The following is a 17,013-nucleotide window of genomic DNA, read 5'->3' as shown; positions in this document are numbered from 1 at the left end:
GCGCGGCAACAGGCTACAAGTAGGCCTTCCATTGCATGCGACTTGTGGAATAGTCCTAGGGATCCGAAGGCCGTCGCGTGATGCGATACAGGTACACGTTGCTGCGTGGCTCGATGGCGCCTTCCCAGCGATCGAGAAGGGTCACCTCGAAGGTGGCCGATAGTTCTCCGTCCACCGACAGCAGGCGCCCGGGCTCGTTCACCGAGATCATGTACACCTCCTGGAGCGAACGACGATCCCAGAGGTCGCGCAGACCGCTCGAATAGAAGTTCGGCTGTTGGATCGCCCGGGCGAGCTCCTGGTCCCACCGCAGGTAGGTGAGCTCCTTGCGATGCTCCAGGCAGTAAAAGGGACGGTCCAGGAAGGCCGAGAGGTTGTTCAGGCACCAATAGTCCGTCACGGTCAGCGCGTCGGGCGGTACCTGTGCGAACAGCTCACGCACCTTGGACGAGTTGGAGAACGGCTCGGCCAGGTCGCGACGGATCGGGATCATGCTCGCCGCCACCTGCACCACGAGGATCAGGACCAGGACGATCCGGGCTCCCCGGGGGATCGGCCGCTCGTGCTGGTGCAACCAGGCCGCGATGAGGAAAGCCACGAAGAGGAAGCCCACATAGCGTGCGCTCGTCAACGGAAAGATGAACGCCACCGCGGCCGTGAGCAGGGCGTTGCACGTGAAGAACGCGGCAGCGGCCGGCACGTTGCGCAGCAGGACCCCAAGCAACGCCAAGAGGGCCACGGCGCTCCACCGCACCATCAGGCGTCCGGTCCCGTCCTTCGGAATGCGCTCCAGCAGGGCGTTCGTGTTCCAGAAGTGGAACTGACCGCCGTCCGGGATGGGGATGAACGCCTTCAGCGGAGCTTGGGCCATGATGTCCCATTGGTGCTCGGTCCAGTGGTCCATCCAGAACTGCAGGTTGAGCTCGCTGTCCCCGGGCGGGGCGATCCGCAGGGCCGCCGGCAGGCAGATCAGCGCACCGATGGCCAGCTGCAGCAGCGCACGGGGCGTGCTTCCGTGCCGCACCCGTTCACGCCAGGCGTGGACCGCACAGAAGGACAGGGCCAGCAGCAGGCCGAGCAGGTGGGTGCTGGAGAGCAGCAGCACGAGCGCATGGAACCAGAGCTGGAGGTGGCGGGGCCTCCGTGTGACCACCCAGGTGGTGAGAAGGGCGAGCGCAACGGCCATGGCGTAGTTGCGGCTCAGTGCTCCGTACTCGAAGGTGAAGTAGTAGCCGAAGGGGATCAAGGCACGGATCGCGAGCGGGAAGGGCGAGGCGAACAGCACCAGGCACACCATGGCCATCGCGAACAGCGCCTGGGCCACCTTCATGGACGCAGGGTCGTGCGTGATGCGCGTGAGGGTGTACAGCACCACATACCAGAGCGGCGGATGCCCTTCGTAGCGGCTGTTCCGCAGCAGGTCCATCAAGCCCTGGCTGGACCGGGCGATGTTCCAGCTATGGATCTCGTCGCCCCACAGTTCATGGCGTGCCAGGGTCAGGAACAGCAGCACGCCGTAGATCAGGAGTACGGCCCAGGTGAGGACGCGCACACGACCCGTGCCGTTCATCGATGCTCCACGCGATGTCGCGGACGTGGGACCCGTCACCATCATGCACACCTCATCCCACCAGCTCCTTGTTCCGGTTGGGGATGTCATCCTTGCTGAAGGGCACCTGGTCGTCCTGCTCTTTGAGCTTCAGCACCAGCTGCAGGGCGTCGGGCACCACGTCGCTGCAGAGCACCACGAAGGCGCCTTTGGGCGCGGTGCCGATGGCGTGCCGGATGGCCTCCTCCTCCTTTTTGAGGATGGTGAACTTCTTGGCGGGATCCACCTCGTGGATGCCCTTCACCAGCAGGGCGATGATCTCATCGTCGCTCTTGCCGCGCAGGTTGCGGTCCTGCCGGATGATGATCTCGTCGAACATGCGGGCGCTGAGGCGGCCGAGGTTCACGGTGTCCTCGTCGCGGCGATCGCCCACGCCGGCGATGACGCCGATCTTGGGGGTATCGGCCACCTTGCTGAGGAAGCGTCCCAGCGCCTCGAAGCCGTGCGGGTTGTGCGCGTAGTCCACCACCACCTGGAAATTCTTGAACTGGAACAGGTTGAGGCGTCCGGGGGTCTGCGCCGGGCTGGGCACGAAGGTGGCCAGGGCCTGCCGCAGCTCCTCGATCTTCACGCCGCGCACATAAGCCGCCAGCACGGCCGGCAGGATGTTCTGGATGTTGAAGACCGCACGCCCGCCATAGGTGAGCGGTACGTTCACGGCCTTTTCGATCCGCAGCTTCCATTCGCCCTTGCTGATGGTGATGAAGCCGTTCTCGTAGATGGCGGCCAGACCACCCAGCTTGCAGTGCTGCCGGATCAGGCGGTTGTTCTCGTCCAGGCTGAACAGGGCGATCCGGCAGTCACAGGCCTTTCGCATGGCCATCACCCGCTCGTCGTCGGCGTTGAGGATCGCGTAACCCTCGCGACGTACGCTGCGGGGCACCACGCTCTTCACCTGCGCCAGGTCGTCGATGGTATTGATGTCCTTCAGCCCCAGGTGGTCCGCCGCCACGTTGGTGACGATGCCGACATCGCAGTGCTCGAAACCGAGGCCCGCCCGGAGGATGCCCCCGCGCGCCGTCTCCAGCACCGCCATGTCCACCAGGGGGTCCTTGAGCACGAACTGCGCGCTCACCGGACCGGTGCAGTCGCCGGTCATCAGCAGACGGTTCATGATGTACACGCCGTCCGTGCAGGTCATGCCCACCTTGTGGCCCACGCTGCGCATGATGTGCGCGGTGAGGCGCGTGGTCGTCGTCTTTCCGTTGGTGCCGGTGATGCTGATGATGGGGATGCGGCTGGGCGCACCCGGTGGGAAGAGCATGTCCACCACGGGTTCGGCCACGTTGCGGCCGATGCCCTCGGTGGGCTCCAGGTGCATGCGGAAGCCGGGTGCGGCGTTGACCTCCAGCACCGCGCCGCCGGTCTCGGTGAGCGGCCGGGTGATGTCGTCGGTCATGATGTCGATGCCGCAGATGTCAAGGTCAATGATGCGGCTGATGCGTTCGGCCATGAACACGTTGTACGGGTGGACGATCTCGGTGACGTCCGTGGCGGTGCCGCCCGTGCTGAGGTTGGCCGTGGCCTTCAGGTACACCACCTCGTCCTTGGGAGGCACGCTGTCCGGCGTCATGTCGCGCCGGGCCAGGAGCTTCTCGGTGTGGTCGTCGATGTCGATCCGCGTGAGGACCTTCTCGTGCCCGTAGCCGCGCCGGGGATCGGCGTTCACCGCCTCCACGAGCTGACGGATGCTGCGTGCTCCATCGCCGATGACACAGGCCGGGGTCCGTTTGGCCGCGGCCACGAACTGGTGGTCGATCACCAGGAGCCTGTGGTCCAACCCGGTGATGTAGCGCTCCACGATGACGCTGCGGCTGATCTCCCTGGCCTTGGCCAGTGCGGTGATCGCCTCCTCCGTGGTCTTGATGCCGATGGTGGCGCCGCGGCCGTGGTTGCCGCCGATGGGTTTGATGACGCAGGGGAAGCCGACGATGGGCAGGGCCTCCAGCAGCCCTTCCTCGCTCCGCACCACGCGTCCCTTGGGCACGGGGATCTCATAGCTCTCCAGCAGCTGCTTGGTCTCCTCCTTGTCACAGGCGATCTCCACGCCGATGTTGCTGGTGTGGCTGGTGATGGTGGCCCGGATGCGCTTCTGGTGGACCCCATGGCCCAGCTGCACGAGGCTCTGGCCGTTCAGCCGGAGGTAGGGGATCCCGCGGTTGAGGGCTTCGTGGACGATGCTCGCGGTGCTGGGGCCGAGGCGGCTCTCCTCGCGCAGTTCGCGCATCTTCTGGATGTCGGCCTCCAGGTCGTACGGCTCACCGCTGATGAGCGCCTCGGCGATGCGCACGGCGGCGCGGGCGGCGAAGAGGCCCACGGGTTCCTCCACGTAGCTGAACACCACATTGTACACCCCGTGCTCACCGGTGCCCCGGGTGCGTCCGAACCCTGTGTCCATGCCGGCCAGGGTCTGGATCTCCAGCGCGATGTGCTCGATCACGTGCCCCATCCAGGTGCCGCGCTTCACGCGCTCCCAGAAGCCGCCCTCGTGCTCTTCGCTGCACCGGTGGCTGAAGGTGGAGGGCAGCAGCGCGGTGAGGCGCTCGTAGAAGCCCGGGATCTTGTCCGTGGGTTTCTCCTCCAGGTCCTCGATGTCGAGGCGCATCACGATGAGGTGATGTCGTTTGACCGACCAATAGTTCGGGCCTCGCATGGCCTCGACGCGGAGAATGCGCATGGGTGCTGAGTGAGTGAGCGGGGGAAGATAGGCGGCCTCCGTCTGTTCATCAAATCCCGAAGGGTGGTGGTCCGGGAACGCTCGGTCGGCTACTTTCGCGGTGAACCGATGCCGCGCATCGGCCGGGGGCGGGGGAGATCAACCACGAGCATGACACCCAAAGGCAAACTGATCGCGATCGGTGGGAACGAGGACAAGGGCAAGGAGCCGGAAGGCGGCCACCACACCAAGGTCTTCACGCACAATTTCATCGAAGAAGGCATCCTCAGACGCGTGGTCGATGAGATGGGGGGCACCTCCGCCCGCATCGCCGTGATCACCAGTGCGAGCAGCATCCCCGAGGAGGTGGGGCACAACTACATCGAGGCCTTCGGCCGGCTCGGCGTGAGCGAGGTCGACGTGCTCGACATCCGCGAACGGTCGCACGTGAAGCCCGAAATGATCAAGCGCCTCGCCAGGGCCGACGGGGTGATGATGAGCGGCGGGAACCAATTGCGGCTCACCACCATCTTCGGCGGCACCGCCTTCCTGCAGCTGATGAAGCGGCGGTATGAGGAGGAGGCCGGATTCGTGATCGCCGGCACCAGCGCGGGCGCCATGTGCATGAGCAGCACCATGATCTACCAGGGGCACAGCAGCACCGGGCTCATCAAGGGCGGCGTGAAGATGACCACCGGCGCCGCGCTGATCGCTGATGTCATCGTGGACAGCCATTTCGTGGAGCGCGGCCGCTTCAGCCGCCTTACCCAGGCCGTGGCGGCCAATCCCAGTGCCATCGGCATCGGGCTGGGCGAGGACACCGGTGTGGTGATCACCGACGCGGACACGTTGGAGACCATCGGCAGCGGGCAGGTGATGATCTTCGACGGCCACGACATCACCTACAGCGACTACGCCGATGTGGAGGAGGGCCAGCCCTTCAGCATCGAGGGCATGAAGGTGCACATCATCAGCAAGGGCCACAGCTACAGCGTGAAACGCCGGCAGTTCACTGCGTTGCGCGTGCCGGTGAAGGGGTGAACCGGGGCGGCATCCCGGCCCTTGCGGCGCGGACAGCCACAACAAGGGCGCAGGCCATGCACACTTGACATGGCGCACGCGTGTCCAGGAAGGACCGAAGTTGCGTCGATCATTCTGATCCGCTCGTGACAGCATGGGTGACCGTGCCCACCATCTTTGCCGCTCATGCATCCCCTACTCTCCCGCTTCCGCACCGTCGCCATCGCCGAAGGGTGGAGCTTCCTCGTGCTGCTCTTCGTCGCGATGCCACTGAAGTACCTGTTCGATTGGCCTTGGGCGGTGAAGGTGGTGGGATGGGCGCACGGTGTGCTCTTTGTGTGGTACTGGGTGGCCGCCGTGCCGCTGTTCACCAAGCTGAAGTGGGATGCCGAACGCATCCTGGGTCTGGGCGCGGCGAGCGTCCTGCCCTTCGGGACCTTCGTGATGGAGAGGAAGTGGTTGAGGTGAAAGGACCGCACACGTTGCGTCCATCGCAGGTACCCACCCCAGCACGCCGGGACGGAACCGTTGTGCTCCATGGAGCGGTCGTGGTTCCGGAGGCGAGCGTGTGAATGGTGCCTCGCGTGTCGATGCATGTCGTGCGGGGCGCTGACCCCTGAAGAACGTATGTATGGCCATACATACGTTGGGTTCGTTGAGATTGGACGGTCCTGGTCGATGCCGATCCAATGGTGGGCCGTGAGCTATAGGAAGGCGATTGACAGTGTGAGGATGACGTATGTATGGCCATACATACGTCGCAACCCTGGTTGGCAAAGCGGCCAGTGCGACCCTTCGCAACGAGGTGTGTCACCCGTTGGGAGTCCCGGTATCAACGACTGTCCGGACCGTCGAAGGTGGATGCATTCGCCGGAAAGAGCCGATCGGCGCGCAGTACCGCATAGGCACAGACGTTGAGCCTGTGAGAAGAGCGCCCAGGGTCGCCAGCAACAGTGAGAGTTTAGTCACACTCCTCCAACACATGTATGGCCATACATATGTTCGGTCAGCACGACGGATCACTTGGAACCGCCGTGGTCAGGGCCGCCGCTCCACATCCAGCGCGATCGAACACACTGGGACCACCGTCGTGAGTTACGCATGGACGCACTATCCGACGCATGGGCGAAGGTGCAGGGTTCCGAGCGACAAGCATTTGGATGCGGTGCCCAAGGGCCCTCGGACGAATCGAACAGATCGAGACCCGCGAACGACATATGTATGGCCATACATACAACCAGCTCCGGACTGGTAAGGTGATCGGCCCTGGAGGGACCCACCCACCACCGGGCCACGGACCTGCTTCATCCCCGCTGCTGAGACCAGATGAGGATGTATGTATGGCCATACATATATCCGCGACTGATGGACATCACCCCCCTACCCCATTTCCCCGCGTACCTTCACTACCACAAATCCCTCCCTATGTCCAACGATAGAACCAACGGCGTCGTCGGATTCCTCGCCGGTCTCGCGGCCGGGGCCGCTTTGGGTGTACTCTTCGCTCCGCGCAGCGGCAAGGATACCCGCGAGGCCATCGCAGGGGCCGGTCGAAAAGCACGCGATCGCTTCGGCGACACCATGGACGAAGCGCACCAGGCGTGGAGCGAAATGAAGGGCAAGGCCCAGGATACCGCGACCATGACCCGCGAGGACGTGGAGGACTTCCTGCGCTTCCTTTTCGAGGAGGGCCGCGACCTCGCGGACCGGCTCCGGAAGGACGTGTCGGCCACCGCCGAGGAGGCCGCGGCCAAAGCGCAACAGACCGCCGACCACATCCGCCATGGCCACTGAGTCGGAGGCGGACGGCGCTCCGAAGGAGACCGACCCCGCTGCCTTCCTCCATGGGTTGGTGAACGCGTTGAGCGATTATGCCACCGCCGAAAAGAAGCGTCTGACCCTGAACGCCGCCATGCGCGCCGGGGATGGCCTGGCCCGTGTGCTCCTGATCGTGGTGGTGCTCCTGGCCGTGAGCGGCGTGGTGCTCATGCTCAGTGTGGCATGGGCCCTTCTTCTGGCGCGCTGGCTCGATGACCCCGTCCTCGGGTTCGCCTTCAGCGCGGTCACCTATGTGGTCCTCGGCCTGGCCTTCTACCTGCTCTGGCGCACGGTGCTGCGCGACCGCATCATCCTGTCCATTGTGAACTCGGCCCATGACCGCTCCTGAACGGTTCACCAGCATCGCCGCCGTGCGGGCCGAGCTCGATCGCCGCACCGCGATGCGCGATGCGCGCCGCGCCGATCTCCGCCAGGAGTGGGCCCGGCTGCAGGATCCAGTGTTCCGCCGCCAGCTCCTGGGGGAAGGGGTGCGCCATGCCGTCGGTGGCATCCCTTGGCTGAAGGCATTGCGTGGTCTGTTCACGCCCTCCCGCTCCACCGCAGGGCAATTGGTCGGCCTGGCCGTGGGGGCCGGACGCAAGACCCCGGCGGGACGGGTGGCCGGCATGGTGGCCGGACTTGTGCTTCCCCTGCTGGTCGACCGGCTCGCCACTCCGGAGCGCGCCGGTCAGGTCGTCGGTGAGCTCCGCCGCAGCTGGGACCGGTTGCGCGACCGCTGGCGCGAACGCCGTGAGCGGCGCCAGGAGGACGTGTGACCGTCACGCTGCCTTTCTTTGTGCATGGCCCAACGCGACGCCCTGCAGCGGTATGTGCTGACCCTGCTCGCGCTGGTGCTCACCGTGATGGTGCTCGCCTACGGGCGCGACCTGTTCCTCCTCCTCTTCGTCTCGGCCCTGTTCACCTTCCTCCTGCTTCCGCTCTGCCGGCGCATTGAGCAGGCCGGGCGGCCCCGGTGGGTGGGCGCGCTGGTGGCCACGCTGGCCCTTGTCGCCGTCGTGATGGGGGCCTTCTTCTTCCTGGGATGGCAGTTCACCCGGTTCGGCGGGGAGCTCCCCTCCCTGCAACACACGCTCAACGCCAAGGTGCAGGCCCTGATGCGCTGGGTGGAGGGGTCGGTGCACATCGACCGGCGCGACCAGATCCAGTGGTTCAACGCCCAGGTCGCCGGTCTGGCCGACACCGGAGGTCAGCTGCTGGTGAAGGTGTTCAGCGGAGCCGGCGCCGCGCTCGGGGTCGTCGTCCCCATCCCCTTCTTCGTCTTCCTGCTCCTGATGATGAAGGACAAGTTCCGCGAGTTCCTGGCCCATTGGAGCGATGACCGGGACATGGACGCCGTGGCCATCGTGCGCCGCATCAGCGCGCTCAGCCGCAGCTATCTGCGTGGCGTCCTGCTGGTGATGCTCATCCTGGGCACCCTCAACAGCATCGGCTTCCTCGTGCTCGGCCTGCCCTACGCCGTGGTCCTGGGTTTCCTGCTCGCCCTGCTCAACCTCATCCCGTACATCGGCGTGCTGCTCGGCAGCCTGCTGCCCATCCTGGTCGCGCTCATCACGAAGGACTCCATCGGCTACGCCATCGGCGCGCTGGCCGTCTGCGTCATCACCCAGTTCCTGGACAACAACTTCATCACCCCCAAGGTGGTGGGCGGGAGCGTGAGCCTCAATCCGCTCGCCAGCATGCTGGCGCTGATCGCCGCGGGCATGCTCTGGGGCGTGGTGGGCATGGTGGTGGCCATCCCCCTGGCCGGCATGATCAAGCTGGTCTGTGACTCGGTGCCCGGGCTGCGGCCCTACGGCTATCTGCTCGGCGAGGAACCGGCTTACGACCCGGACGGATCCGACACGCGTTGATCGCGCCGGCCTTCTAGCGCGCCGGATGCACCCCCATGTCGCGGTATTCGAGCATCAACGCGCTTTCGTTGCTGAAGCCGTTCTCGATGCCCATGCGGCGCATGCGGAAACCCATGTGCAGCGGCGAGGTCGCCACCAGGTCGAAGCGATCGGGGAATCCCATGCCCTCCTCCATCAGGCAGGTGAGGTAGTACAACGTCACATCGAAGCCCAGGAAGGCGTAAGGCCCCGCGTCCGTGCCGTGCTCCACCCTGAACCGCTCCGTGAACGCACGCACCGCAGGGGCGTCCCGGTCGATGTGCGTGGCGGCGGGCACGTGCAGGTCCAGTTTGTTCAGGTCGCCGGGCTCCAGCACGTCCATGCTGCTCCAGGCCGGCATGCCGAACACCGCGATGCGGTACTTCCCCACCAGCGGGGTGAGGCGTGTGACCAGCGCGCTCACGAACTCCACGTCCTCGCTGGGCACCAGCAGCACGTTCAGCCGCGCGAGGTCCAGCTTCCCGGTCAGGTCGCCGAGGTCCCGCTTGCCGGGCCGCGCCACCAGCACACTGTCCCGCAGCCGGTCCGTGCGCTCGGCGAGGGCCGCCTGCACGGCGCGCTGCAGCTGGTCCTGGAGCTCCTTCTCCGCCGGCAGGTCGGGCCGCAGCAGGATCAGGTTCTCCCGGGCGTGCTTCGTGGCCACATACCGCCCCATGTGCTGCACCAGGTCCGGGCGCCCGCTGATCACCTTGCTCACCTGCGGATGGCCCAGGATCACCTTGTTGCTCTGCGGCACCGGGCACACGATGTGCGCGTCACGCACCACGGCCGCCAGCTGATCGATCGCGCCGCGGTGGAACGGACCGATGAACAGGTCCATGGTCCGCATCTCCCCCTTGCGCAACACCGGCCCCCACGTGGCCGCATCCTCCCCCACATCGTGGAGATGCACATCCAGTTGCATGCCCCTGCGGGCCATGGAGTCGATGGCCATGCGCGCACCGGCGAGGAATTGTCCGGCGATGTCGGTGACGGCGTACAGCCCCTTGTGGTCCGGGTCGGCGGCGTGCACACTGTCGTTGCGGTCCAGGCAGAGGGGCAGCAGCAGGCCCACCTGGTAGCGGATCGGCCTGCGCACGGTATCCAGCACAGGCTCCGGCTCGGGTGGCGCGGGGATCCGCAGGTAGGTGCCCACCTTCAGGCCGTCCGCCAGGCCGCCGTTGGCCTCCTTCAACGCGTCCACGGTGATCCCGTACCGTTTGCCCAGGCTGAAGAGCGTCTCCCCCGCGACCACCAGGTGCGACCGGCTGTTGTCCGCGCGTGCCGGTTCGGCCGCGATGACGGGCACCTCCTTGGAGGTCGCCGGCGGGATCACCAGTTCCATGCCCGCCTTCAGCCCGCCAACCAGCTCGGGGTTGCGCTCGATCAGGGCCGTCTGCTCCACGCCGTAGCGCTGCGCGATGCCGAACAGCGTCTCCTTCTTCGCCACCGTGTGCACCAGCTCGCCGGTGGCCCGGAACTTCGGCGCGCTGCGCAGCTCCTTGCGGTCCACCGCGTCCTGCGGGATCAGCAGCACCTGCCCGATGCTGAGGCCCTGCGCCGCCGCCGGGTTGGCTGCCGTGAGGTCCGCCACCGGCACCGCATAGTGACGGCTGATCGCATAGAGGGTCTGACCGGCCACCACGGTATGCACCACGTAGCGCTTCCCGTCCACCACACGCACCTCCTGCGCCAGCAGGGCAGGCGTCAGGAACAGGATCAGCAGCAGGGCCAGCGGACGCATCATTCCCATTCGATGGTGGCCGGGGGCTTGCTGCTGATGTCGTACACCACGCGGTTCACGCCGTTCACCCGGTTGATGATGGCGTTCGAGATCCGTGCCAGGAAGGCGTGCGGCAGGTCGCACCAGTCCGCCGTCATGCCGTCGGTGCTGGTCACCGCCCGCAGGGCCACCGCGTTCTCGTAGGTGCGCTCATCGCCCATCACGCCCACGCTGCGCACCGGCAGCAGGATGGCGCCGGCCTGCCACACCTGGTCGTAGAGGCCTTCGTCCCGCAGGCCCTGCACCCAGATGGCGTCCACCTCCTGCAGCAGCGCCACCTTCTCGGCGGTGACCTCGCCCAGGATGCGGATGCCCAGCCCCGGGCCCGGGAAGGGATGGCGGCCCAGCAGGCGCGCATCGAGCCCCAGCTCCCGGCCCACGCGCCGCACCTCGTCCTTGAAGATCAGGCGCAGGGGCTCCACCACCTGCATCTTCATCCGCTCGGGAAGCCCGCCCACGTTGTGGTGGCTCTTGATCGTCACGCTCGGCCCGTTCACGCTCACGCTCTCGATCACATCCGGGTAGATGGTGCCCTGGCCCAGCCACTTCACATCCTGGATGCGGTGGGCCTCGGTGTCGAAGACCTCGATGAAGGTGCGGCCGATGGCCTTGCGCTTCGCCTCCGGCTCCTCCAGCCCGCGCAGGGCGGCGTAGAACCGGTCCCGCGCATCCACGCCGGTGATGTTGAGGCCCAGGTGCCGGTAATCCTCCAGCACCTGCGCGTACTCGTTCTTGCGCAGCAGGCCGTTGTCCACGAAGATGCAGTGCAACCGGTCGCCGATGGCCCGCTGCAGCAGCACCGCCGCCACCGTGCTGTCCACCCCGCCGCTCAACGCCATCACCACCTGGTCCGTGCCCAGTTGGTCGCGCAGCCGGTCCACCGTGGTGGACACGAAGGCGTGCGGGGTCCAGTCGCCGGCGCAGCCGCACACGCCGTGCACGAAGTTGCGTAGCAGCTGCAGGCCCTCGGTGGTGTGGTACACCTCCGGGTGGAACTGCACCGCGAAGGTGGGCTCGTCCTTCAGCCGGTAGGCGGCCACGGGCACGGCGTGGGTGCTGGCCATCACCTCCATGCGGCCCTCCGCCCCGGTGATGCTGTCGCCGTGGCTCATCCACACCTGGCTGCCGGGGTGGATGCCGTCGAAGAGCGGCGCGCTGATGTGGATGTTGTCCAGGTGGGCGCGGCCGTATTCGCGCACGGTGCTGCGCACCACGGGCGCCCCTTCGCGCCGGGCCAGCAGCTGGGCTCCGTAGCACACGGCCAGCACCGGCACCCGGCCCTGGAAGCCGCTGATGTCGGTGTCCGGCGCGTTGGGGTCGTGCACGCTGAAGGGGCTGCCGCTGAGGATGACGCCCTTGATCGAGGCATCCCCCGCCAGCGAGGCCGCCTTGGTGAAGGGGTGGATCTCGCAGTACACGTTGAGCTCGCGCACGCGCCGGGCGATCAGCTGGGTGTACTGGCTGCCGTGGTCGAGGATGAGGATGGTGTCGGGCACGCGGGGGAGGCACGCGCTGAGGGCGCTGTGGCAGGGCGGCAAAGGTATCCCTCCACCCCGCCCCCCGATCGTGGATGGATCGTGGATAACTGATCGCGCAAGGGGTTGACCCGCAGGCTTTTCCCCGCGTCTTGCCCATGGATGCGCACGGAACGCGGACCCGACGTACCTTCACAGGACCGACCGCGGCCCATTCTTCACGATCGGCTAACGATCGGAGGCTCAGGGACCGCGATCTTTGCGGCCGCGATGCCACGCCACCGCTCTGTCCTCCGGACCCTTGGGGTCCTGGTCCTCGCCGTGGGGCTCGTTGCGCCACATGCCCACGCGCAGGCCGTGCAGTTCAACACCACGGCCATCACCTGCCTCGAGAGCGCGCCGATGCAGACCTTCAACCTGAGCTGGGGGACACCCTGGCCGGCGTTGCAGCAGATCGTCATCAGCGTTTCGGTGAATCCAGGTACCGTGTACGGGGTGGCACCGAACGATTACACCACCAGCCCAGCGGAGACCGCCGCCACGATCGCCTTGACCCCGCAGACAGGGTCCACTACGACCTCAGCGATCACCGCCCTGCGCGTCCTACCATCGATGGACGGGATCATCGACGGCAACAACATCATCACCTTCACCATTGTGTCAGTACCGGCGGGCTTCAGCATCGGGCTGAACGCCGTGGCCACCCTGACGATCGTGGACATCAACGCACCCACCACGGTCTTCAACCAGGGGGACATCGTGATCGTGGGCGTGAACGCGAACAACCAGGCCTGCAGTGGGGTGACGGCGCAGGATGAGATCAGCTTCTTCTCCTTCCTGGACATCACGCCCAACACCACGATCGACCTCACGGATTGTGGCTACGAGTACACCAACCCCGGGCAATGGGGCGAGACCGAGGGGGCTGTCCGCATCACCCGCACGGGCCCCACGATCCCGGCCGGCACGGTGATCACCCTGCGGGTGAGCAACTCACTTCCGGGGAACGTCTCCGCCGTGGCGCCGGATGCGTTCTGGTCAAGTCAGACCTTCGCCGGGTTCACCAATCCGCTGAACCTGAACGTGAACGGCGACCAGATCTTCTTCATGCAGTTCGGCGGTTCCATGGGGTTGGCCTGGACCAATCCCGGCGGAGCGGCGAACGCCACCTACAACGGCACGGTGCTGTATGGATTCAGCACGAACGGCAACTGGCTGAGCTTCCAGAACTCCTCCCAGCAGAGCGGGCTTCCGCCGGGCATGCCCTGCTTCAGCATGGGCCCCTCGGCCACCACGGACTGGAGCAAGTACACGGGTCCGCAGACCATCACCACCCAGCGCGGCTGGTTGATCCGGATCGACGATCCGGTGAACTGGACCACCTACACCAGCTGCGCGAACTACGCCGCGGGCCTGCCCAACTACCTGTCAGCCCCGGTGCTGCCCATCACCCCGGGTGGCTTCATCCCGGGCCTGTGGACCGGCGCGAAGACCAACGACTGGTTCGACTGCCGCAACTGGGACGATGCCACCGTGCCCGTGGCCACCACCAACGTGCTGATCGACCAGACCAGCTTGCAGAGCTGCGTGGTGACCGGGGGCGGCACGGCGGTGTGCGACGACCTCACGGTGCGCACCGACGGCGTGAGCCGCTTCCTGCAGGTGAACGGGGCCAGCACCCTGAACGCGGGCGGCACCGTGGTGGTACAACGCACGGCCGGCACGGGCCTGATGGGCATCGACATCGTGGGCGGCAGCACCTTCCAATGCGCCGAGCTGAGCGTGAACGGCGTCAACCTCGTCACCCCCGACGCGCGCTTCATGAGCAACGCCACCACCAACACGGTGACCGTGCTGAGCGATGTGAACATCATGCCCGGCGGCCTGCTCGACCTGAGCAACGGCGTGGTGGGCAGCCTGATGAACGTCGGCGGCGACTGGAACAACACCGCCGCCGAGACCAACTTCGACGAGATCGGCAGCACCGTGGTGATGAACGCCACCGGCAACCAGGGAATCCTACCGGCCGGCTTCACGGAGATCTTCAGCACCCTGCGCGTCAACAAGCCGAGCGGCGACATCCTGCTGGGCGACCCGGTGCGGGTGAACACCAACCTGGACCTGGTGCAGGGCCGCATCTTCAGCGCGCCCGGCCTCACGCTGGGCCCCACCGCCACGGCCACCAACGCCAGCGACCTCAGCTTCGTGCACGGCCCGCTCCAGAAGATCGGCCTCACCGACCTCACCTACCCGGTGGGCAAGGGCAACAGCCACCGCCCCGCCCGCCTGCAGGGCCTCACCGGCACGGCCACCGACGCCTTCACCGTGGAGTACTTCGCCGCCGACCCGCAGGTCACCTTCGGCAATGCGTTGGACGTGACCCTCGACCACATCAGTGCCTGTGAGTACTGGACGATCGACCGCACGGCCGGTAGCCCGAACGCCACCGTGGTGCTGAGCTGGGACACGCCCGAGAGCTGCGGCGTCACCGCGCTGCCCGATCTGCGCGTGGCCCGATGGGACGGCGCCCTCTGGCTCGACCGCGGCAACGGCGCCACCACCGGCACGGTGGTCACTGGAACGGTGGCCACGGCGGTGCAGCAGAGCGCCTTCAGCCCCTGGACCCTGGCCTCGGTGAGCGCGCAGAACCCCCTGCCGGTGGAGCTGCTCCACTTCACCGCCCGGCCCGATGGCGATCGCGTGCGGCTGGACTGGGCCACGGCCACCGAGCGCAACAACGCCTTCTTCACCGTGGAGCGCAGCGCGGACAACCACGCCTTCAGCGCGGTGCTGGAGGTGGACGGCGCCGGTGACAGCCAGCAGCAGCTGGACTATTCGGCCTACGACCAGGCCCCCCTCCCCGGCCTGAGCTACTATCGCCTGCGGCAAACGGACCACGACGGCAGCTCCACCGTGAGCGCGTCGGTGGTCGTGGAGTTCGCCGGCCACACCGCCCGGCCGCTGCTCTACACGGCCGATGGAGCGCTCTGGCTGCGATCGTCCATGCCGGCCGGCACCGTGGTGGACCTGCTGGACGCCAGCGGCCGGGTGCTGCGCTCCTTCCGCACGGGTGACGAGGCCGCCCTGCGCGTGCCGGTGGAGGACCTCCGCGCGGGGGCCTACCTCCTGCGCATCGATGGCGGAGCCGAGGTGTTACGCTTCCTGCGCTGAGCGCGGCGGCAGCACGAACACGGAGAAGCGCTTCTCCAGCGGGTCCAGCTCGTTCAACAGGCGATCGATCATCGACAGGCCGTGGTCGGCGAGCAGGCTGAGGAAGCCCTCGCGCCGCTCCTGCAGCACGCCGCCGGGGAAGACCGCTTCGCGGATCGCCTGGTAACGCCGAAGGGTCACCTCATTGTGTTGCTTGGCCGTTCGCAGCAGCCGCTGCTCCATCCGCTCCAGGCCATGCAGGGCGCGCTGCTCAGCGCTGGCGGCGGACCGCACGAAGCTGGGACCCGCCGCCGCGGTGCGTTCGGCCAGGCCGCGGAACAGGGCGTGCAAGGCCTCGCGTTCCGCATCCAGCCGCGTGGCGAAGGGCGCATCGCGTTCGGCCAGGCGCCGTTCCACCGCATGCCGCTCGGCGAACAGGTCGTCCACCGCGAGGCCCAGGGCGGCCAGCCGGGTGGCCTGCTCCTCCTCGATGAACACGGCCGAGGTGCGCAGCGTGGTCACCGGCATGGGCAGCTGCACCGCTTGAAAAGCCCACCGCAGCTGCATCCAGTACGCCAGTTCCCCACCGCCGCCGACGTACGCCACGTTGGGCAGCACCGTCTCCTGATAGAGCGGGCGCATCAGCACGTTCGGTGAGAAGTCCTCCGGCCGCTTCTCCAGCGCCTCCAAGGCCGCGTCCATGGTCCAGCGCGGGCCCCCGTCCAGCACCTGCACATGATCCCCGTCCGGTGCGAGGCGCGCCCGCGAACCCGGAGCCAGGTGGAACAGGTTGATCGGCCGCACGTGGGCCTGGGCGCTGTAACCCTCCGGGAATTGCTGCTCGGCGTACGTCGCGGTGCGGGCGATCATGCCGTTGAGCAACTCCTCGCGCATCACCGGGACGAACAGCGCCTTCAAGGCGGGATCGTCGCCGTCCAGCACCAGCAGGCCCAGGTGTCCGAAGAGGCCGTTCATCAGCCGGCGCGTGGCGTCGGCCAGGCTGCGGCCGTCGACATAGGCGTCGCGGAGCAGGGTACGCAGGTCCTCGGCCTGCGGTCCCAGCAGCGCTTCCGCCTGCTGCAGCACCGGTGCGATGCCGTCCAGCGTCATCCGCCCCACCGGCCCGGTCGCCGTTGTGCTCCACCGCAGGGTGCCTCCGCGCAGCACCACATGGTCCACCTCGGCCAGGTCATGGTCCTCGGAAGCCATCCAGAACACGGGCACCACCGGATGCGCTTCCGAGGAGAGGTCACGGGCCAGCCGCACCGCGTTCAGCACCTTGAAGAGCACGAAGGCGGGACCGCCGAAGAGGCAGAGCTGATGGCCGGTGGTGACGGTGAGGGTGCCCGGGCGGGCCAGCCGGTCGAGGTTGGCCTGCACGGCCTCGGTGCGGGGAAGGTCGCCGTACTGCCGGCGCAGCGCCTCGGCCAGGGCCAGCCGATGGGCAGCGGGGAAGTTCCGCGCCTGCAGCGCTTCCTGCATCCCTGCGGGGTGGAACCCGTGCTGGCGGAACGGCTGGATGGACGGCGCATCCTCCAGCAGGTCGAGCACCATCCGGCTGAACTGGCCGGTGGCCGCGTAGGGCAGGGCGATGCGCCGCATGGGCGGCAAAG

The 17,013-nt window shown here is 67.0% G+C and carries 12 protein-coding genes; 7 read left to right on the top strand and 5 right to left on the bottom strand.

The window, feature by feature from the left end; genetic code table 11:
* Nucleotides 1–55: 55 nt before the first annotated feature.
* Complete coding sequence (locus IPM49_02310) at nt 56–1,570, bottom strand: hypothetical protein (GenBank protein ID MBK9273359.1); 1,515 nt, start codon at nt 1,568–1,570, stop codon at nt 56–58.
* 52 nt (nt 1,571–1,622) lie between these two features.
* Entirely contained in the window at nt 1,623–4,286 is a 2,664-nt protein-coding gene (gene cphA, locus IPM49_02305; protein ID MBK9273358.1) for a cyanophycin synthetase, read from the bottom strand.
* A gap of 150 nt (nt 4,287–4,436) precedes the next feature.
* On the opposite strand from cphA, the gene IPM49_02300 reads away from it, so the two are divergent.
* The 6 genes from IPM49_02300 (at nt 4,437) to IPM49_02275 (ending at nt 8,974) form a co-directional block, all read left to right on the top strand.
* A complete protein-coding gene (locus IPM49_02300; GenBank protein MBK9273357.1) occupies nt 4,437–5,306 on the top strand; it encodes a cyanophycinase in 870 nt (289 codons plus the stop codon).
* Nucleotides 5,307–5,471: 165 nt separating this feature from the next.
* A complete protein-coding gene (locus IPM49_02295) occupies nt 5,472–5,753 on the top strand; it encodes a DUF3817 domain-containing protein (GenBank protein MBK9273356.1) in 282 nt (93 codons plus the stop codon).
* Between the two features lie 897 nt (nt 5,754–6,650).
* The gene (locus tag IPM49_02290) at nt 6,651–7,079 is read left to right on the top strand and encodes a YtxH domain-containing protein (GenBank protein ID MBK9273355.1); all 429 of its coding nucleotides are present in this window, start codon (nt 6,651–6,653) and stop codon (nt 7,077–7,079) included.
* Entirely contained in the window at nt 7,069–7,452 is a 384-nt protein-coding gene (locus IPM49_02285) for a hypothetical protein (GenBank protein ID MBK9273354.1), read from the top strand. Before IPM49_02290 ends, IPM49_02285 begins: the two co-directional genes overlap by 11 nt.
* Nucleotides 7,439–7,879 carry a hypothetical protein gene (locus IPM49_02280; protein MBK9273353.1) on the top strand — a complete coding sequence of 147 codons (441 nt, stop codon included), beginning with the start codon at nt 7,439–7,441 and terminating at the stop codon, nt 7,877–7,879. Before IPM49_02285 ends, IPM49_02280 begins: the two co-directional genes overlap by 14 nt.
* Nucleotides 7,880–7,903: 24 nt before the next feature.
* A complete protein-coding gene (locus IPM49_02275; protein MBK9273352.1) occupies nt 7,904–8,974 on the top strand; it encodes an AI-2E family transporter in 1,071 nt (356 codons plus the stop codon).
* 13 nt (nt 8,975–8,987) lie between these two features.
* On the opposite strand, the gene IPM49_02270 is transcribed toward IPM49_02275, so the two are convergent.
* Together IPM49_02270 and guaA are read right to left on the bottom strand one after the other, a co-directional pair.
* Entirely contained in the window at nt 8,988–10,739 is a 1,752-nt protein-coding gene (locus IPM49_02270; protein MBK9273351.1) for a LysM peptidoglycan-binding domain-containing protein, read from the bottom strand.
* Nucleotides 10,736–12,271, bottom strand: a complete 1,536-nt coding sequence (guaA, locus tag IPM49_02265; protein ID MBK9273350.1) for a glutamine-hydrolyzing GMP synthase — start codon at nt 12,269–12,271, stop codon at nt 10,736–10,738. Before guaA ends, IPM49_02270 begins: the two co-directional genes overlap by 4 nt.
* Before the next feature lie 249 nt (nt 12,272–12,520).
* On the opposite strand from guaA, the gene IPM49_02260 reads away from it, so the two are divergent.
* Nucleotides 12,521–15,421, top strand: a complete 2,901-nt coding sequence (locus tag IPM49_02260; protein MBK9273349.1) for a hypothetical protein — start codon at nt 12,521–12,523, stop codon at nt 15,419–15,421.
* Here the strand turns inward: IPM49_02260 and bshC are convergent.
* Nucleotides 15,404–17,002 (bottom strand): bacillithiol biosynthesis cysteine-adding enzyme BshC, encoded by a 1,599-nt coding sequence (gene bshC, locus IPM49_02255; protein MBK9273348.1) that lies wholly within the window; start codon nt 17,000–17,002, stop codon nt 15,404–15,406. The genes IPM49_02260 and bshC overlap by 18 nt on opposite strands.
* Nucleotides 17,003–17,013: the final 11 nt, after the last annotated feature.

The sequence above is a fragment of the Flavobacteriales bacterium genome, from assembly GCA_016715895.1.
In the GTDB taxonomy this organism is placed as follows: domain Bacteria; phylum Bacteroidota; class Bacteroidia; order Flavobacteriales_F; family PHOS-HE28; genus PHOS-HE28.
Note: the sequence above shows the minus strand (reverse complement) of the source record. Positions and strands in the feature narration are given on the sequence as shown.